Origin of the sequence: Pseudomonas sp. Sample_22 (assembly GCF_004307635.1) — a bacterium.
In the GTDB taxonomy this organism is placed as follows: Bacteria; Pseudomonadota; Gammaproteobacteria; order Pseudomonadales; family Pseudomonadaceae; genus Aquipseudomonas.
Genome location: NZ_RCNY01000022.1, coordinates 276,700 through 294,664, shown reverse-complemented (window position 1 = coordinate 294,664; position 17,965 = coordinate 276,700). Strand labels below are relative to the sequence as shown.

Here is a 17,965-nt window from a genome sequence, read left to right as displayed (position 1 = left end):
TGTCGGTCAGCCATGGGAATAGACAATCAACGGGCAGCATGCCCGGCCTTGCTCACACGGGCAACCACCGCGAGCCTGTTCAAAAAATGATCTAATCGCGCAACGCCTTACCCTCCGTGGCTTGCAGCCATGTGCCCGCACGTTATCCACAGGCCGGTCCACAGTCTTTGGGGGCAAGTGGAAAAGCTGCAAGCCGCTATCCACAAGGCTTAGCGCGGGGTTTTGAAACTTTTTTGCTTGACCCTCAAGCGCCTGCTGTGTAGCCCATCGCCATATTCATGACTGACAGGTCAAACCAACGATGGCGCCAAGCCAGCAACCACGGCCTTCAGCCGAGTCTTTCCAGAGTTTAGTCACAGACTTATCCACAGGCTTGTGCACACCCGATTCGCTGATTTTCACTGCCAACAAAAAGGTTGACAAAGTGCTCTTTCAGCCAAGTAAAAACCACTGATCAAAAAACAACCACACCTCTGCACGCCACGGTTTCAAAGGGCTTCAGCCAGCTACTCCCACGTTATTCACAGCCAGCTCCACAGTAATCGGGGACAAGTCAAAACCGTGACAAAACAACTATTTGCAGCGGCTTTATGTCGCGGTTTGGGAGCTCGGGGAATTTGTTTTCCACAATTTCAAAAGAATGCCCCGCTGCCCCTGTGGGAGTGAGCCTGCTCGCGATAGCGTCGGTACGCCCTGGATGGATATGACTCACACATAGTCATCGCGAGCAGGCTCACTCCTACAGGGAGCCGTGGTGTTTGCGAGATATAAAAAAGCCCCGGCGATTGCGCGCCGGGGCTGTGCATAACGAAGCCGACTCAGTGCCCGCCAAGATAGGCGTTACGCACATCCTCGTTGACCAGCAACTCCTTGCCAGTGCCGGTCATGCGGATTTCGCCGTTGACCATCACATAGGCGCGGTCGGACAAGCGCAGGGCATGGTTGGCGTTCTGCTCGACCAGGAAGATGGTCATGCCGGTCTGCGCCAGTTCCCGCAGGGTGGCGAAAATCTGCTTCACCACAATGGGTGCCAGGCCGAGGCTGGGCTCATCGAGCAACAGCAATTTCGGCCGACTCATCAGCGCACGGGCGATGGCGAGCATTTGCTGTTCACCGCCGGACATGGTCATTGCGCGCTGGGTGCGCCGTTCTTCAAGTCGCGGAAACAACTTGAACATGCGTTGCATGTCCTCCTTGGCGTACTTGTCACCAATCGGAATGGTGCCCATCAGCAGGTTTTCCTCGACGGTCATGTCGGGGAACACTCGCCGCCCTTCCGGCGACTGTGCAATGCCGTTGGAGGCGATGTAGTGCGACGACTTGTGGGTAATGTTCACGCCTTGGTAGAGGATCTGCCCGTCCGCCGCGCGCGGCTGACCGAAGATCGACATCAGCAGGGTCGACTTGCCCGCGCCGTTGGAGCCGATGAGGCTGACGGTTTCCCCTTCGTTGATATGCAGCGAGACTTTCTTCAGGGCCTGGATCGGCCCGTAAAACACGTCCAGTTCCTTGAGTTCGAGGATGGGTTGGGTCATACCACTTCCTCTTCGTCGGCGCCCAGGTAGGCGGCAATCACTTTCGGATCGTTGCGGATGTCGTCGGGACCGCCCTCGGCGATCACGATGCCGTGGTCCAGCACCACGATGTGGTCGGAAATACTCATAACCATGCCCATGTCGTGTTCGATCAGCACCACGGTCAGATCGTGCTCGTCGCGCAGCAGCCGGATCATCGCGCTCAGCGCTTCGGTTTCCTGAGGGTTGAGGCCGGCGGCCGGTTCGTCGAGGCAGATGATCTGCGGACGGGTACACATGGCCCGGGCGATTTCCAGACGGCGTTGCTGGCCGTAGGACAGTTCACCGGCCAGGCGGTTGGCGCAGTCCACCAGGTCCACCACTTCCAGCCAGTAGAACGCGTGGTCCAGCGCATCGCTTTCAGCTTTGCGGTAACCCTTGGTGTTGAGAATGCCAGCCAGCATGCTGCGGTTGACCCACATGTGCTGGGCCACCAGCAGGTTTTCCAGCACCGACATTTCCTTGAACAGGCGAATGTTCTGGAAAGTCCGCGCCAGCCCGGCACGGTTCACCAGGTGCGTGCCGCCGAACATCTTGTAGCGCAGCCGGGTGATGAAGTTTTTAGGCGAGACGAAATCGGTCGGTTTGAACGATTCGCCGAGCAACTGGATGACGTTGGTCCTTTCGCCACGCACATTGAGTTCGATCTTGCCGCCGGAAGCCTTGTAGAACCCGGTCAGGCAGTTGAACACCGTGGTCTTGCCGGCGCCATTGGGACCGATCAGGGCGAAGATCGAGTTGCGTTTGACCTGCAGGCTGACATCGTTCAACGCCTTGATGCCGCCGAAGTGCATCATCAGCTTTTCGACACTGAGTACGACTTCGCTCATGGCGCTACTCCTTTACGCGGGGTCACACCGGTGCGGCTGATCCGAATCAGGCCACGCGGTCGCCAGATCATCATCAACACCATCAGGATGCCGAACAACAGCACGCGGTACTCGGCGAAGCCACGCAGCAGTTCCGGGGCGACAGTCAGCACGAAGGCAGCAATCACTACACCAATGGTCGAGCCCATGCCACCCAGTACCACGATGGCGAGGATCAGGGCCGATTCGAAGAACGTGAACGAGGTCGGGTTGACGAAGCCCTGATAAGTGGCAAAAAACACGCCCGCCAGACCTGCCGTCGATGCACCGATGGTGAACGCCGAGAGCTTGACCAAAACGTGGTTCAGGCCCATGGAGCGGCAGGCGATCTCGTCTTCGCGCAGCGCTTCCCAGGCACGACCGACCGGCATCTTCACCAGGCGATGCTTGATGTACAGCACAGCCAGTACCACGAGGAACAACACCGCGTAGATGAAGTAGTACTTCACGTCCGGGTTATAGGCGATGCCGAAGAACTCATGGAACGGTACACCACCGTCCTTCGCCCGCTTGCCGAATTCCAGGCCGAAGAAAGTCGGCAGTGGTGCCGGCATGCCATTCGGACCGCCAGTCAGCGACAGCCAGTTATTGAGGACCAGACGGATGATTTCACCGAAGCCCAGGGTCACGATTGCCAGATAGTCACCGTGCAGACGCAGCACCGGGAAACCAAGGATGCAACCGGCCAGCCCCGCCGTGATCGCCGCCAGCGGCAGCACCGTCCAGAAGCCCAGCCCGAGGTATTGATAACCGAGTGCCAGACCATAGGCGCCGATGGCGTAGAACGCCACATAACCGAGGTCGAGCAAGCCGGCCAGGCCGACCACGATGTTCAGCCCCAGGCCCAGCAGCACGTAGATCAGCCCGAGGATGACCACGCCCAGCAGGTAGGAGTTGGAGAAAAACGGGAATACCACGGCGATGACGATTACCAGCGGAATGATCCAGCGCAACCGCGATTTGTAGTCAGGCGCCAATACATGGACGCCGGAGCCGGTTGTTTCAAAACCTTCAAGGATTCTCAAGCCCTTGGGGGTTTGCAGGAACAAGCTCAGGGCGAAACGACCGGCCATGACAATGGCGACGATCCATGCCACCCGGGTGGTTTCCATGTTGAAGCCGTAGCCATCGAGCACAACGCCGACAATCGGCCCGAACACGATCAGGGCAATGAGGCCGGCAAGAATCGCGTCAACCAGACTTTTTTTGATATCAATGGTTTTTTTAGTGGTTGAAGACATCGCTTACACCTTCGACACAAGAGGACGGCCGAGCAGGCCTTGGGGCCGAAAGACCAGAACGAGAACCAGCAGCGAGAAGCTGAATACGTCTTTGTAGTCCGAGTTCACCAGGCCGGAAAACAGCGACTCGGAAATCCCCAGGATGATCCCGCCGAGCATGGCGCCAGGCAGCGAGCCAATCCCGCCGAGCACCGCAGCGGTGAACGCCTTGATCCCGATGATGAAGCCGGCATAGAAGTCGAAAGTGCCGTAGTTCATGGTGATCAGCACGCCGGCCAGGGCCGCCATCGCTGCACCGATGATGAATACGTAGGAAATCACCCGGTCGGTGTTGATCCCGAGGATCGAAGCCATCTTGCGGTCTTGCTGGGTTGCACGGCACATGCGGCCGAGCTTGGTGTACTTGATGATGTAGGTCAGCGCAGCCATGCCGACAAACGCGGCAACCAGAATGAACACCTTGGTGTAGGTCAACTGCACGAAACCGCTACCGACCTCGACACGCCAGGCCCCTGTGAGCAACGTGGGAACGCCTTGTTGCTTGGCGCCCTGGGCGATCTGGGCGTAGTTTTGCAGGATCAGCGAAATACCGATGGCGCTGATCAGTGGTGCCAGTCGGGTGGAATTACGCAGGGGTTTGTAGGCGACACGCTCGATGACCCAGCCATACACCGCCGTGACGACGATGGTGAAGATCAACGTGCCAAGCATCAGCAGCGGAAAGGATTCGATACCGAAGTAAGCCAGCAGAGCCAGACTGATTGCCGCCAGGTAAGCGGAAATCATGTAAACCTCGCCATGGGCGAAGTTGATCATGCCGATGATGCCATAGACCATTGTGTAGCCGATGGCGATCAGGCCATAGACCGACCCGAGGGTCAGGCCGTTGACCAGTTGCTGCAGGAAAATACCATCCATAACGCAATCTCACGCAATGAGAACCTGCACATGTGGCTGTGCGGTTCCTCTAAGGAAAATACAGATATACGTCGGAGCAATGTCATTCACGATCAGGCAGACCACCACGGTCCCTGTGGGAGCTGGCTTGCCAGCGATGGCGGTTGAACATTCGACAAAAATGTCTCTTGCAAGTCCGCCCATCGCGGGCAAGCCCGCTCCCACATGGGATCTGTGGGGTTCAGGTGATCGAATCAGCCCTTACTTCTGTTTTTCCAGTTGGTGATATTTGCCGTCCTTGTCCCACTGGTAAACAACGTAGTCGGAGACTTTCAGGTCGCCCTTGCTGTCCCAGGTCTTCTCGCCCATGACGGTCTTGACCGGGTTCTTCTTCAGCCACTCAGCGGCTTTTTCGCCATTGTTGGACTTGGCGCCGTTGAAGGCTGCAGCCAGGGTTTGCACCGAAGCGTAGGCGTACAGGGTGTAGCCTTCAGGCTCGGTACCGGCCTTGCGGAAGGCGTCTACCACGGTCTTGCTGTCTGGCAGCAGGCGTGGGTCGGCACCGAAGGTCATCAGCACGCCGTCAACGAATTGCGGACCGCCAGCGGTGGTCACCAGTTCGTCGGTCACGATGCCGTCGTCGGACATGAACTTGACGTCTTTGAGGCCTTGTTCACGCAGTTGACGAACCAGAGGGCCGGCTTCCGGGTGCAGACCACCGAAGTAGACAACGTCAGCGCCAGCGCCACGGATCTTGGTCACGATGGTGCTGAAGTCTTTCTCGCCACGGGTCAGGCCTTCGTACAGCACAGGCGTTACGCCGCGCTTGACCAGTTGAGCCTTGGTGGCGTCAGCCAGGCCTTGGCCGTAGGTGTCCTTGTCGTGCAGCACGACGACTTTCTTGCCCTTGAGCACGTCGACGATGTAATCGCCGGCCACGATGCCCTGCTGGTCGTCACGACCGCACATACGGAACATGGCGCTCAGGCCGCGTTCGGTAACCTGTGGGTTGGTGGAGCCTGGAGTAATGGCGATGATGCCCGCTTCGTCGTAGATCTCGGAGGCCGGGATGGTCGACGAGGAGCAGAAGTGACCGACGACGCCGGCCACTTTCTGGTTGGTCAGGTCTTTGGCGACCGTCACAGCCTGTTTCGGTTCGCAGGCGTCATCGCCCTTGACCAGTACGATTTTTTCCCCGTTAACCCCGCCCGCCGCGTTGACCGCATCGGCCGCCGCCTGTGCACCCTTCATGTACTGTTCGCCAAATGCCGCGTTGGCACCGGTCATTGGTCCCGCTACGCCGATCTTGATGTCAGCCTGAGCAAACGCAGAAACACCCAGCGCAGTTGCCACTGCGAGGGCCAGAAAGCCTTTCTTGTAAAACGTCTGGGACATGAGGTGATGCTCCTTGGTTTTTTTAATTGGCACTACAACTTCACTGAATGCTCAGAGCAAGGGCCGTGCCATCGGTTTTTTATTCTGAAAAAAGTCGCTGCCTTATTGTTTTTTCGACTGTTTCGAGCCCATTTTCATTGGGCGTGCAACCGTCTAAACCGCGGAAGGTAAAACCATTTTTTATTTGAGGCGCAACCCGCCTGCGCCATCATTGCAACCGCGGCTTTAAACGACGTGCAACCAGCCTGTAACAACGTGCGTCACCGAAGTGCACACTGCTGGTGCGGGACTGCTACAACCCGCACCACTACAGGCTAGCTGCAGATCGAAAAAGCGCCGCTTTGCCCTGCAAAAATCCACATTCAGATCACGATCCGCAGGCACTGGCCCGCGTGATACAGCGAAAACCCCGCCTCGTAAAGGCAACTGCGCAACCCCACCCCGGCCAATGGCTGCATGGGCGCGAAGGGAATCGGCAGCGCTTGAGGATTTCCGTTACACAGGTAATCGGCAAATGCTTTGCCCACCACCGTTCCGGTGGTCACGCCACGACCGTTGTAACCGGTGACCGCCACTAAACCGGGCGCCGGTTCGAACAGGCGCATCAGATGATCGGGAGTAAAAGCGATGCAACCGGTCCAGGTGCATTCCCATTCGACCGGTTTGAGGTAAGGAAAATAATGCTGCTGCACCCGGTCGGCCCAGGCTTTGAGGAACCAGGTCGGCTTCTGATTGCCATTGCCCAGACTGCCCAGCAGCAGGCGACCGTCCTTGTCACGACGAATGCTGCTGAGCACTTGCCGGGTGTCCCAGGAACCCTGGCCACCGGGCAAGATTTGCTGAGCGGCGTCTTCGGTCAGCGGCACCGAAGCCACCTGATAGTAGTAACCGGGGAAAAAGTTACGCCGCAACTCAGTCCAGTCGCCTTCGGTATAGGCATTGGAGGCGATCACCACTTGCTCGGCCAGCACCGAACCCTGTGCAGTCTGCACCGACCAGCGCTGCCCCTGACGTTCGAGTCGGCTGACGGGTGAATGATCGAACAATTGACCACCCAGACCGATGGCCGCCTTGGCCAGCCCCGTGGTATAGGCCATCGGGTTAAGCGTACCGGCACGCCGATCGAGCAGCGCGGCGGCAATTTTTTTGGTGCCGGTGGCTTGTTCGCACGCTTGACCGGTGAGCAATTCCACCGGTGCACCTCGGCGTTTCCATTGTTCTTCACGACTGCGCAAGTCGGCTTCGCCGCGGGCGTTGTGCGCCATGTGCAGCGTGCCTTCGCGGCGCAACTGGCAATCGATGTTGTATTTATCCACAAGGCTGAACACCAGGGATGGCGCCGCACCGAGCATGCGGTTGAGCTGGCTGCCGACCTCAGTGCCAAACCCGGCTTCAATCTCGTCCGGGGGAATCCACATGCCCGCGTTGACCAGCCCGACGTTGCGCCCCGAGCCGCCATGTCCGGCGCGATGGGCTTCCAGCACGCAAACGGTTTTGCCCTGTTCCAGCAGATGCACCGCCGCCGACAAACCGGTAAACCCGGCGCCGATGACGCAGACATCGACCTTCACTTCCCCCTTGAGCGCCGCGTTGTCGGGCCTTTGCGGCGTCAGTTTTTCCCACAGACACTCTTCGCGTAACGGCATTGCCAGACTCCAACAGAAACCTAACTAACACACCATTTACCTGTGGGAGCGGGCTTGCCCGCGATAGCGTCAGCACCTTCAACATCCAGGTGACTGACCGATTGCCATCGCGGGCAAGCCCGCTCCCACAGTGATCTTCATGGGTTCAAAAGTTGTATTTAATCGAACGTGATGCCCTGGGCCAACGGCAACTCCAGCGAGTAGTTCACGGTGTTGGTTTGACGACGCATGTAGCCGCGCCATGCATCGGAGCCCGACTCACGGCCGCCGCCGGTTTCTTTCTCGCCACCGAACGCGCCGCCGATTTCCGCACCGCTCGGGCCGATGTTGACGTTGGCAATGCCGCAGTCACTGCCTACCGCCGACATGAACTGCTCGGCTTCACGCACATCGGTGGTGAAAATGCACGAGGACAGGCCTTGCGGCACGGCGTTGTTCAGACGCAGGGCTTCGTTGAAGTCGCTGTAACCGACCACGTACAGAATCGGCGCGAAGGTTTCGTGGCAGACCACGTCACTCTGTTCCGGCATTTCGACGATGGCTGGCGATACGTAGTAGGCATTCGGGAACTTGTCTTCCAGTTGACGCTTGCCGCCGAACACCTTGCCGCCTTCGCTCAAGGCCTGCTCAAGCGCGTCCTGCATGTTCTCGAAGCTTTGCTTGTCGATCAGCGGGCCGATCAGGTTGCCTTCCAGCGGATGGCCGATGCGCACTTTGGAGTAAGCGGCTTTCAGGCGAGTGACGATTTCTTCTTTGACTGACTCATGGGCAATCAGGCGACGCAAGGTGGTGCAACGCTGGCCGGCGGTGCCGACGGCGCTGAACAGAATCGCACGAACGGCCATGTCCAGGTCGGCGCTTGGGCCCAGGATCATCGCGTTGTTGCCGCCCAGCTCGAGAATACTGCGGGCGAAGCGTGCGGCGATTTTCGGCGCCACTTCGCGACCCATGCGGGTGCTGCCGGTGGCGCTAACCAGCGCGACACGCGGATCATCAACCAAGGCTTCGCCGGCATCGCGACCGCCGATGATGACCTGGCTCAGGTGCGGCGGTGCGTCGCTGAAGTTCTTCAGCACGCGATCGAACAGCGCCTGGCAGGCCAGGGCGGTCAGCGGGGTTTTCTCCGACGGTTTCCAGATCACCGGGTTACCGCAGACCAGCGCCAGCGTGGCGTTCCAGGCCCAGACCGCGACCGGGAAGTTGAACGCACTGATCACGCCAACCACGCCCAGCGGATGCCAGGTTTCGCGCATGTGGTGGCCAGGACGCTCGGAAGCGATGGTCAAGCCGTACAACTGACGGGACAGACCGACGGCGAAATCGCAGATGTCGATCATCTCCTGAACCTCACCCAGACCTTCCTGGGTGATCTTGCCCGCTTCCCACGACACCAGCTCGCCGAGATCGGCCTTGTACTCACGCAGGATGTCGCCCAGTTGACGCACCAGCTCGCCACGGCGCGGCGCCGGCACCTTGCGCCACAGCTCGAACGCATGATCTGCGCGACTGATGTGCTGCTCGACTTCAGCGGCGCCTTCCCAGTTCACGGCGGCGATGCGACTGCCGTCGATGGGCGAATGCACAGGCACTTTGCCGTTCTGGTACAGGGCCGGGTTTACACCAAGACGATCAAGCAATGCGGCAACCATGGGTCACTCCTCAAGCAAAAAACGGAACGGGTGCAGTCGCAGCAACACGACTGATCAGACCTGTAGTTTTAGCGCCACGCAGGTTACTCAACAAACGACCATTAAGAGAGATATCATTCCGTTTATTCATGCTGTGCATTGCTGGCAATAAAGAAACAAGAACAAAAGGACCGCCCATGCTGAACAAACGCTATTTGCCATCGATCGCTGCCCTGCAGTGTTTCGAAGCCGTGACCCGGCATTTGAGCTTTACCCGGGCTGCCGAAGAATTGAACCTGACCCAGAGCGCCGTCAGCAAGCAGGTGGCACAACTGGAAGAGCTATTGCAGCACCTGTTGTTTCGCCGGGTGCGTCGGCGTCTGCAAATGACCCCGGCGGGCGATCTGTATCTGGTGGAAGTACGGAAAATCCTCACGCAGGTCGAGATGTCGACGCATTACTTGCGTTCCTACGGCGGCGAAACCGAAGTCCTGCGCGTCTCGACACCGTCGACCTTCGGCGCGCGCTGGCTGGTCCCACGCCTCAAAGGCTGGCGGCTGCGTCATCCGTCGATCCATCTGGACCTGTGCAACGAACAGGAAGCCGACGACTTGCTGCAGGGTCGCAGCGATCTGGCGTTCTACTTCGGCCAGGGGTCACGCCCCGGTACCGAATGCCTGAAGCTGTTCAGCGAAGAGTTGGTGCCTGTGTGTGCTCCCGGCAGCCTGCCGGAGGTACCGTTTACCGACCCGACGCAACTCACCGACCTGGTCCTGCTGCAAAACGCCTCCAGGCCTCAGGCGTGGCATGACTGGTTCGACAGTCAGGGCTACCACACCGAACACAGCTACCACGGCCCGCGCTTCGAAACCTTTTATATGTGCATCCGCGCCGCTCAAGTCGGCTGTGGCGTCGCATTGCTGCCGCGCTTTCTGGTGGAAGAGGAACTGGCAGACGGCAAGCTGGTCATTCCATGGCAGCATGCAATGCCCAGCACCGACGCCTATTACCTGGCGTATCCGGAACACTCGGCGGAAGTGCCCAAGGTGCGGGATTTTGTGAAGTGGATGCTGGAGCAGGTTGATAGCCCGGATGCCGCGCAGCTTTAACGTCTTGCACTTCCCTGTGGCGAGGGGGCTTGCCCCCGCTGGGTTACGCAGCAACCCCAAAACTTGCAACTTCGAAGCCGAAGCTATTGCGACTGCTGCGCAGCCGGACGGGGGCAAGCCCCCTCGCCACAAATCCCCATAACTGCCGGGATCCGCTGCGGTTTAAAAAATTGCTGGCAATCCCCACCACCGTTATGCGCCACTAGCTCTATTCAATGCTGGAGATTCCCGTTATGAGCGAGAGCGTGTTTGCCGATCGCATCGTGCAGAACCTGCTCGACACCGACTTCTACAAACTGACGATGATGCAGGCGGTGCTGCACAACTACCCGAACGTCGAAGTCGAATGGGAGTTTCGTTGCCGTAACAGCGAGGATCTACGCCCGTATCTGGCGGAGATTCGCTACCAGATCGAGCGTTTGTCGGAATTGAGCCTGAGCGCCGATCAGCTGAGCTTCCTGGAGCGCATCAGCTTCCTGAAGCCAGACTTCCTGCGCTTTCTCGGGCTGTTTCGGTTCAACCTGCGCTACATCCACACCGGCATCGAAAATGGCGAACTGTTCATCCGCCTGCGCGGCCCGTGGCTGCATGTGATTTTGTTCGAAGTACCTTTGCTGGCGATCGTCAGCGAAGTACGCAATCGCTACCGATACCGTGAAATCGTTCTCGAACAGGCACGCGAGCAGCTGTATCGCAAGTTCGACTGGCTGACGGCCAACGCCGACAGCGACGAACTGTCGGAGCTGCAGGTCGCCGATTTCGGCACGCGTCGACGCTTCTCGTACCGCGTGCAGGAAGAAGTGGTGAATGTACTCAAGCACGACTTTCCCGGCCGTTTCGTCGGCACCAGCAACGTGCACCTGTCGCGGGAACTGGACATGAAACCGCTGGGTACCATGGCCCACGAATGGATCATGGCTCACCAGCAACTCGGCCCACGGCTGATCGACAGCCAGATTGCCGCCCTTGATTGCTGGGTCCGCGAATACCGGGGCCTGTTGGGCATCGCGCTGACCGACTGCATCACCATGGATGCCTTCCTCGGCGATTTCGATCTGTTCTTCGCCAAACTGTTCGACGGGTTGCGCCACGATTCGGGCGACCCGGTGCTGTGGGCGGAAAAGGCCATCGCCCACTATCACAAGCTCGGCATCGACCCCATGAGCAAGACGCTGACCTTCTCCGACAGTCTGACACTGCCCAAGTCCCTGGAGATATTCCGGGCGCTGCGTGGTCGGATCAATGTGAGCTTCGGCATCGGCACCAACCTGACCTGTGACATTCCGGGTGTCGAACCGATGAGCATCGTGCTTAAAATGACCGCCTGCAACGGCCAGCCGGTGGCGAAGATCTCCGACGAGCCAGGCAAGACTCACTGTAAAGACCCGAATTTCGTCGCTTATTTGCGACACGTTTTCCAGGTTCCTGCCTTATCCAGTCTATCTAGCAAGGAGTGAATTCATGCAAGCCGTACAGCGTGAGATTGCTGAGCAGCTCAAGGTTCAACCGCCGTTCGCCGATGACGCCGCCCTCGAGGCAGAAGTCGCCCGACGGATCACCTTCATTCAGGATTGCCTGATCAATTCCGGGCTCAAGACGCTGGTGCTGGGCATCAGTGGCGGGGTCGACTCCCTGACCGCGGGCTTGCTGGCCCAGCGTGCCATGCGAGAACTGCGCCAGCGTACCGGTGACGGCAACTACAAGTTCATCGCCGTGCGCCTGCCATACGAAACCCAGTTCGATGAACACGACGCCCAGGCGTCGGTGGACTTCATCAAGCCGGACGAGCGCCACACCGTGAATATCGGCCCGGCGGTCAAATCCCTGGCCAATGAAGTGGCGGCCTTTGAAGGCAAGCACGCAGTCTCGGTGGATTTCGTGCTGGGCAACACCAAGGCGCGGATGCGCATGGTCGCCCAGTACACCATCGCCGGTGCGGCCCACGGCCTGGTGATCGGCACCGACCACGCAGCGGAAGCTGTGATGGGCTTCTTCACCAAGTTCGGCGATGGCGCTTGCGACCTCGCACCGCTGAGCGGGTTGGTGAAAAACCAGGTCCGGGCGATTGCCCGCAGCTTCGGCGCCCCGGAATCACTGGTGGAAAAAGTCCCGACAGCCGACCTCGAAGACCTGTCACCGGGCAAACCGGACGAAGCCTCCCACGGTGTGACCTATGCCGAGATCGATGCCTTCCTGCATGGCAACCCGGTGCGCGAAGAAGCGTTCAAGATCATCGTCGACACCTTCAACAAGACGCACCACAAACGGGTAATGCCGTTTGCGCCTTGAAGGGTGATTGAATGAAAAAGCCCGCTGAAGTGATGAGCTTCAGCGGGCTTTTTTGCGCTGATCGTTCCCATGCTCTGCGTGGGAACGATCATCACGCGGTGAACCTGCTTACTTCAGGGTCACAGTGCCTTTCATCATCGAGATGTGGCCCGGGAACGAGCAGAAGAAACCGTATTTTTCGTTGGCATCAAGCTTCGACACGTCGAAGGTCACCGAATCGGTTTCCTTGGCGCCGATGATCTTGGTGTGGGCGATAACCCGGGTATCGCCTTCCTTCAGGTACTGCTTGTCGATGCCGGCGCTCAAGCCGTCGGTGGCGATCGGCTGCATGTCGGCTTCTTTACTCAGCACCCAGTTATGGCCCATGACGTTTTTCGGCAAGCTGCCGGAATGGGTCAGTTCGACGGTGAAGGTCTTGCAGCTCTTGTCGATCTCAATGGCCTTGGTGTTGAAGGACATTTGGTCAGTGGAGTCAACGGTGACTTTGCACTCGGCAGCCATCAATTGGCTGCTGGCCAGTGTCAACAGGGATACCGCAACAAGTTTGGCAAACATGGTGAATCTCCAAGGCAGGGTTAACGAAAATGCGAGTGAACAGAAGACTGCCTGAAAACTTCGCAAGTTCATATGACTTGAATCAAAAATTGTATACAACTTTCGGGCTATGAAACCTATCGAAAGAATCTACCAGCCAAGCGTCTGGCCCGGCCCTATGATCAGACCGTCATTCAATCAACGGAGCGTCTGTCATGTCCCTCAATAACCTGTTGTGCAGCCTGCTCGCCGCCTACGCCTGTGGTGCCAGCGGCACCCATGAAACGCCCGAACGGGAAGTTTAGCCCTTGGAGCGCGCAGCGCCTGCCTTTACTCTGTGGCCCTGATCGACCCTGGAGTAAGGCATGTCTTTAGCATCCGTCTGTGTATTTTGTGGTGCCAGCACTGGCACTGACCCCGCTTATCGTGAAGCGGCTGTTGCCTTGGGCCAAGCCCTGGCCGAGCGCAAGTTGACCCTGGTCTATGGCGGCGGCGCCGTGGGCTTGATGGGTATTGTGGCCGACGCCGCGCTGGCGGCCGGTGGCGAAGTCATCGGCATCATTCCGCAAAGCCTCAAGGACAAGGAAATCGGCCATAGCGGCCTGACTCGTCTGGAAGTGGTGGACGGCATGCATGCACGCAAGGCCCGAATGGCGGAACTCAGCGATGCCTTCATCGCCCTGCCCGGCGGTCTTGGCACCCTGGAAGAGCTGTTCGAAGTCTGGACCTGGGGCCAGCTCGGCTACCACGGCAAACCGCTCGGTTTGCTGGAAGTGAACGGTTTCTACAGCAAACTCACCGGTTTTCTTGATCACATCGTCGGCGAAGGCTTCGTTCGAGCGCCACACCGTGACATGCTGCAGGTGAGCGAATCGCCGCAAACGCTGCTCGATGCGCTCGATAGCTGGCAGCCGAGCGTACTGCCGAAGTGGGTCGAGCAAAAACCCGACTAACGACTCGGCACCGATACAGGGCAGAATACGCGCCGCTCAACCTCACCTTCGACCCCAGAGGATCGCCCATGGCTAAACCCAATTATTCCTTCGCTAAACGTCAGCGTGACTTGGCCAAGGAGCAGAAGAAAGAGGAAAAGCTTCAGCGCAAGAAAGCAACAGCTGAAGAAGCTGCACTGAACCCTGATGGTGAAGTGGCAGCAGAAGATGATGTTGATGCACCGAAAGATCAGGCGCCCGACGCCTGAGACCCTCAGGGCCGGATGATCTGATCAGGCCCATCGGATCTGTGTCCAGGGTTGTAGGAGCGAGCCTGCTCGCGATGAACCTGAGAGCGCCGAGGAGTGTCAGGCTTCCCGCGTTATCGTTGACGACCATCGCGACGGTGCGACGATTCGACAGGCTCGCTCCTACAGTGGCTGGCGTTAATTAAGTGGCATCACGGTGACCCGAACTTCCGGGTCATGATTGCCACCGCCCAGAATCACCCCCCGCAACGGCGATACATCAGAAAAGTCCCGCCCCCATGCCAGCATGATGTGCTCCAGCGCCGGTTGCACATTGTTGGTCGGATCGAAATCCACCCAGCCGAGCAACGGACAAAATACCGACACCCAGGCATGGGATGCATCCGCACCGATCAAGCGCGGCTGGCCGGGTGGCGGCTGGGTCAGCAGGTAGCCACTGACGTAACGAGCGGCCAGGCCCCGGGAGCGTACGCACGCAAGCATCAAATGCGCGAAGTCCTGACAGACCCCGCGCCGACGCTCCAGCACTTCCACCAGCGGCGTCGCCACCTGGGTCGCCTCGGCGTCGAAAGTGAACTCGCTGAAAATCTTCTCCATCAAGGCCTGAACGCCGAGCAACAGCGGCCGCCCTGGCGGGAAGCAACTCGCGGAAAACTCGACGAAGTTGCGCTTCAAATGCACATAAGGTGATTCGAAACGGTAACGGCAAGCTTCGAGCACGTCAGACGACAGCGGCTGGCTGCTGTAGGTCAGCGCACTGCGGGTGTCCTCCCATGCGGGTGAAACATTGAAATCCGGCGCGGGCCGGGGCAGCACTTCGATCGTCAGGCTGGCATTGACCAACAGTTCATCATGAGGCCGCTCAAACGCCAGCCGGGTCAGCGGATTGCCGAACACGTCCAGCTCATCACGCCGTGAGGTTGGCTGCGGGCTGATCTGCAATTGCTGATCCGTGCAGCGCTGCCACGCACATGACCTTGGCCACAAATGGGCCAGCTGCTGTGCCAGGGACACCGGGCTGTCATAGTGATAATGGGTGTCGTGGAAAATCTGATAGTGAGCGCTCATCAGACAGACACCGTGCGCTGGCTGATGTCATCCACATGAGCGAAATGGCGCAAGGCCAGACGATCCGACACCTGCCCGCTGGCATCGGCGATCTCTTGCAGCAGATCGGCCAGGCCATCGAGAGCCGCGCGTACGCTGCCCTCGCCAAATAGCGAATTCTCCAGGCAGCCCAGATCAAAACGTGCCAATCGATCGACCAACAATGGCAGCCCCGCTTCGCGCGGTGCGCCAAAGTCATCGTTCAGCCGTTTGAGAGTGCGAGTCACCAGCTTCAACTGGAACAGCACCGCGTGCGGGTTTTGTTCGTCGAGCAGCAACAGGTCGAGCACCGGGATCAATTGCGCCACCGCCAGATACCGCGAGCGGTAGGTAATGCTGCTGTTGCCCAGCTCCAACAGCCACTCCAGACCTGCTTGATCGAATGCCCCGGCGCCGCGCAGAAATGCCGCCAGGCTGCCACTGAGAAATTGCAGGCGCTCGATACGCCGGCCGATCATCAGGAAGCGCCAGCCTTCGTCACGGGTCATGTCATCAAGGGCAAAACCGGACAGTGCCGCCAATGACATCACCAGACGATTGAGAAAATCCAGCAACTCGCCAAAATCCGGCGAATCGGTTTCGAGCTCAATGGCCTCGCGCTGCAGTTCCACCAGGGCCTGCCAGTTCTCCCGTGAAAGTTTGCCCCGCACTTGTGAGGCCGCCCATTGCAAGCGTTGCAGGTTGGAGCGAAGGCTGAACGGCCAATCGTCACCGAGTATCGCCGCCAGCAAGCGCTCCGACAGTTCACCTTCATCGGGCAACAGCATCAGCCTTTCGCCAAGCTCGACCGCCGCTTGCAGGGCCTGCTGGTCATCACCGTCGACGTAACGTGCGAGCATGATCCGCAACAGGCGGGCGCTGTCGTCGCAACGCTCACAGTAACGGCCGAACCAGAACAGGTTCTCCACTACCCGCGATGGCAGATAGGGATCGCGTCGCACCAGATCGTGCACGCCGATGTTGCGCTGGGCCTTCCATTGTTCGCCGCTGGGCGGGCGCTCACCCAGCACCCAGGTGTCTTTGCTGGCACCGCCGCGCTGCATCGACACCACCTCAGCGTCAGCTTCTGCGGCCACGCGGGTCAAACCACCGGGAAGCACCCGGTAGCCTTCGCGGCTGGCCACTGCGTACACACGCATGCCGATGGCCCGGGGTTGCAATTGACCGCCGTCGGCTTGCCAGATCGGTGCCTGGGATAACTGCGCCAGTTCTTGCGCGACATAGGCGTAAGGCCGCGCTTGCATGCGTTCGGCCAGCTCCTGACGCTGGCTTTCACTCAGGTCCCGGCCAAATACCGGGGCAAAGCTCTGCGAAGGAAACGCCGGTTTGATCAGCAGTTCCGGCAGTTTTTCCAGGGCCTGCGCCAGTACCGGCGCTTCACCGCACCACCAGGTAGCGATGGACGGCAGAATCAGTTCTTCGCCAAACAGGAACTGATTGATCTTCGGCAGGAAACCCAACAATCCCGGTGATTCCAGCACGCCGCTGCCGAGGGCGTTGGCCACCAGCACACGCCCCTGGCGCACGGCTTCCAGCAAGCCAGGCACGCCGAGAGCCGAATCAGTGCGCAATTCCAGTGGGTCGCAGAAATCATCGTCGAGCCGACGCATCACCACATGGACCCGACGCAGTCCGCTCAGGGTTTTCAGATAGACCGTGGCATCGCGTACTGTCAGGTCGCCGCCCTCCACCAGCGGATAACCGAGCTGCCGGGCCAGGTACAGGTGTTCGAAATAGCTTTCGTTGAAACGCCCCGGTGTCAGCAACACCACCAATGGCGCGCCATCATCACTCGGCGCCTGGCGTGCCAGGGTTTCCTGAAGCGTGCGGAAGAAGCCGGCCAGATGCTGCACTTTCAGATCGCGGTACAACTCGGGAAAGGCGCGGGACACGATCGTGCGGTTTTCCAGTGCATAACCGGCACCCGACGGCGCTTGAGTGCGGTCCGCCGTGACCCACCAACGGCCATCGGGGGTACGCGCCAGATCCACCGCATACAGATGCAAAAAAGCCCCGTCAGGCGGATGGATACCCTGGCAGGGCCACAGGAAGTTGTTGTGGCCGAATACCAGTTCGGCCGGCAGCAGTCCTTCGGCGATCAGTCGCTGCGGGCCATACAGATCAGCCAGTACGGCGTTGAGCAATCGCGCACGCTGGGCAATACCGGCAGACAATTGCTCCCACTCGTCAGCGGCAATGACGTGGGGTAGCAGGTCGAGTTCCCACGGCCGATCGGCGCCCTTGGGGTCGGCGTAGACGTTGTAGGTGACACCGTTTTCCTGAATCTGCCGGGTCAGCAGGGCCTGACGCTGCACCAGTTGCGCTGCAGAGCTGCGCTGCAATTGGTCGAACAATCGACGCCAATGCGGGCGCACCGCGCCGCTGCCGTCGAGCAGTTCGTGATAGGTGCCCGCCGTGAGCGGGTAGCGGTCTAGCAGGTCAGGCATGGAAAGCTCGGCAGACAGCAATGAACGG

15 protein-coding genes are annotated in these 17,965 nt (G+C 59.3%); 5 read left to right on the top strand and 10 right to left on the bottom strand.

The features are described 5' to 3' along the window. Window positions 1-818: 818 nt before the first annotated feature. From D8U73_RS06290 to D8U73_RS06260, 7 genes are all read right to left on the bottom strand, one after another. Window positions 819-1,535, bottom strand: coding sequence for an ABC transporter ATP-binding protein (locus D8U73_RS06290; RefSeq protein ID WP_056852401.1), 717 nt, complete (start codon window positions 1,533-1,535; stop codon window positions 819-821). Further along, window positions 1,532-2,404: an ATP-binding cassette domain-containing protein gene (locus tag D8U73_RS06285; protein WP_056852400.1), complete on the bottom strand. Its 873-nt coding sequence runs from the start codon at window positions 2,402-2,404 to the stop codon at window positions 1,532-1,534. The genes D8U73_RS06290 and D8U73_RS06285 overlap by 4 nt, the downstream gene beginning before the upstream one ends. Beyond that, window positions 2,401-3,684, bottom strand: a complete 1,284-nt coding sequence (gene livM, locus D8U73_RS06280) for a high-affinity branched-chain amino acid ABC transporter permease LivM (RefSeq protein WP_056852399.1) — start codon at window positions 3,682-3,684, stop codon at window positions 2,401-2,403. Before livM ends, D8U73_RS06285 begins: the two co-directional genes overlap by 4 nt. A 3-nt stretch (window positions 3,685-3,687) precedes the next feature. Continuing rightward, window positions 3,688-4,602, bottom strand: coding sequence for a branched-chain amino acid ABC transporter permease (locus D8U73_RS06275; RefSeq protein ID WP_056852398.1), 915 nt, complete (start codon window positions 4,600-4,602; stop codon window positions 3,688-3,690). Window positions 4,603-4,842: 240 nt separating this feature from the next. Next, a complete protein-coding gene (locus D8U73_RS06270) occupies window positions 4,843-5,976 on the bottom strand; it encodes an ABC transporter substrate-binding protein (RefSeq protein WP_056852397.1) in 1,134 nt (377 codons plus the stop codon). A gap of 362 nt (window positions 5,977-6,338) precedes the next feature. After that, the gene (locus tag D8U73_RS06265) at window positions 6,339-7,622 is read right to left on the bottom strand and encodes an FAD-binding oxidoreductase (protein ID WP_130903982.1); all 1,284 of its coding nucleotides are present in this window, start codon (window positions 7,620-7,622) and stop codon (window positions 6,339-6,341) included. 158 nt (window positions 7,623-7,780) lie between these two features. Continuing rightward, entirely contained in the window at window positions 7,781-9,271 is a 1,491-nt protein-coding gene (locus D8U73_RS06260; protein WP_130903981.1) for an aldehyde dehydrogenase family protein, read from the bottom strand. A gap of 176 nt (window positions 9,272-9,447) precedes the next feature. On the opposite strand from D8U73_RS06260, the gene D8U73_RS06255 reads away from it, so the two are divergent. From D8U73_RS06255 to nadE, 3 genes are all read left to right on the top strand, one after another. Further along, entirely contained in the window at window positions 9,448-10,359 is a 912-nt protein-coding gene (locus tag D8U73_RS06255) for a LysR family transcriptional regulator (protein ID WP_056852394.1), read from the top strand. A gap of 233 nt (window positions 10,360-10,592) precedes the next feature. Beyond that, window positions 10,593-11,816: a nicotinate phosphoribosyltransferase gene (gene pncB, locus D8U73_RS06250; protein WP_130903980.1), complete on the top strand. Its 1,224-nt coding sequence runs from the start codon at window positions 10,593-10,595 to the stop codon at window positions 11,814-11,816. Window positions 11,817-11,820: 4 nt separating this feature from the next. Continuing rightward, on the top strand, window positions 11,821-12,648 hold the full coding sequence (gene nadE / locus D8U73_RS06245) for an ammonia-dependent NAD(+) synthetase (protein WP_056852392.1): 828 nt from the start codon (window positions 11,821-11,823) through the stop codon (window positions 12,646-12,648). A gap of 108 nt (window positions 12,649-12,756) precedes the next feature. On the opposite strand, the gene azu is transcribed toward nadE, so the two are convergent. Further along, window positions 12,757-13,203 (bottom strand): azurin, encoded by a 447-nt coding sequence (gene azu / locus D8U73_RS06240; protein ID WP_056852390.1) that lies wholly within the window; start codon window positions 13,201-13,203, stop codon window positions 12,757-12,759. Window positions 13,204-13,547: 344 nt separating this feature from the next. Here azu and D8U73_RS06235 point away from each other — a divergent pair, with 344 nt between their 5' ends. Together D8U73_RS06235 and D8U73_RS06230 are read left to right on the top strand one after the other, a co-directional pair. Beyond that, window positions 13,548-14,135: a TIGR00730 family Rossman fold protein gene (locus D8U73_RS06235; protein WP_130903979.1), complete on the top strand. Its 588-nt coding sequence runs from the start codon at window positions 13,548-13,550 to the stop codon at window positions 14,133-14,135. A 68-nt stretch (window positions 14,136-14,203) separates the two neighbouring features. Then, window positions 14,204-14,383 carry a hypothetical protein gene (locus D8U73_RS06230; protein ID WP_034149642.1) on the top strand — a complete coding sequence of 60 codons (180 nt, stop codon included), beginning with the start codon at window positions 14,204-14,206 and terminating at the stop codon, window positions 14,381-14,383. A 177-nt stretch (window positions 14,384-14,560) separates the two neighbouring features. Here D8U73_RS06230 and D8U73_RS06225 read toward each other — a convergent pair whose 3' ends face one another. Together D8U73_RS06225 and D8U73_RS06220 are read right to left on the bottom strand one after the other, a co-directional pair. Further along, a complete protein-coding gene (locus tag D8U73_RS06225; RefSeq protein ID WP_130903978.1) occupies window positions 14,561-15,451 on the bottom strand; it encodes a transglutaminase family protein in 891 nt (296 codons plus the stop codon). Continuing rightward, the gene (locus D8U73_RS06220) at window positions 15,451-17,937 is read right to left on the bottom strand and encodes a circularly permuted type 2 ATP-grasp protein (protein ID WP_130903977.1); all 2,487 of its coding nucleotides are present in this window, start codon (window positions 17,935-17,937) and stop codon (window positions 15,451-15,453) included. The genes D8U73_RS06225 and D8U73_RS06220 overlap by 1 nt, the downstream gene beginning before the upstream one ends. Window positions 17,938-17,965: the final 28 nt, after the last annotated feature.

What these genes read in the sequence shown, in the direction of transcription:
- nadE (WP_056852392.1), top strand. Translation starts at nt 11,821, where the DNA reads ATGCAAGCCGTACAGCGTGAGATTGCTGAGCAGCTCAAGGTTCAACCG.
- D8U73_RS06235 (WP_130903979.1), top strand. Translation starts at nt 13,548, where the DNA reads ATGTCTTTAGCATCCGTCTGTGTATTTTGTGGTGCCAGCACTGGCACT.
- azu (WP_056852390.1), bottom strand. Translation starts at nt 13,203, where the DNA reads ATGTTTGCCAAACTTGTTGCGGTATCCCTGTTGACACTGGCCAGCAGC.
- D8U73_RS06230 (WP_034149642.1), top strand. Translation starts at nt 14,204, where the DNA reads ATGGCTAAACCCAATTATTCCTTCGCTAAACGTCAGCGTGACTTGGCC.
- D8U73_RS06270 (WP_056852397.1), bottom strand. Translation starts at nt 5,976, where the DNA reads ATGTCCCAGACGTTTTACAAGAAAGGCTTTCTGGCCCTCGCAGTGGCA.
- livM (WP_056852399.1), bottom strand. Translation starts at nt 3,684, where the DNA reads ATGTCTTCAACCACTAAAAAAACCATTGATATCAAAAAAAGTCTGGTT.
- D8U73_RS06290 (WP_056852401.1), bottom strand. Translation starts at nt 1,535, where the DNA reads ATGACCCAACCCATCCTCGAACTCAAGGAACTGGACGTGTTTTACGGG.
- D8U73_RS06220 (WP_130903977.1), bottom strand. Translation starts at nt 17,937, where the DNA reads ATGCCTGACCTGCTAGACCGCTACCCGCTCACGGCGGGCACCTATCAC.
- D8U73_RS06255 (WP_056852394.1), top strand. Translation starts at nt 9,448, where the DNA reads ATGCTGAACAAACGCTATTTGCCATCGATCGCTGCCCTGCAGTGTTTC.
- D8U73_RS06260 (WP_130903981.1), bottom strand. Translation starts at nt 9,271, where the DNA reads ATGGTTGCCGCATTGCTTGATCGTCTTGGTGTAAACCCGGCCCTGTAC.
- D8U73_RS06275 (WP_056852398.1), bottom strand. Translation starts at nt 4,602, where the DNA reads ATGGATGGTATTTTCCTGCAGCAACTGGTCAACGGCCTGACCCTCGGG.
- D8U73_RS06225 (WP_130903978.1), bottom strand. Translation starts at nt 15,451, where the DNA reads ATGAGCGCTCACTATCAGATTTTCCACGACACCCATTATCACTATGAC.
- D8U73_RS06265 (WP_130903982.1), bottom strand. Translation starts at nt 7,622, where the DNA reads ATGCCGTTACGCGAAGAGTGTCTGTGGGAAAAACTGACGCCGCAAAGG.
- pncB (WP_130903980.1), top strand. Translation starts at nt 10,593, where the DNA reads ATGAGCGAGAGCGTGTTTGCCGATCGCATCGTGCAGAACCTGCTCGAC.
- D8U73_RS06285 (WP_056852400.1), bottom strand. Translation starts at nt 2,404, where the DNA reads ATGAGCGAAGTCGTACTCAGTGTCGAAAAGCTGATGATGCACTTCGGC.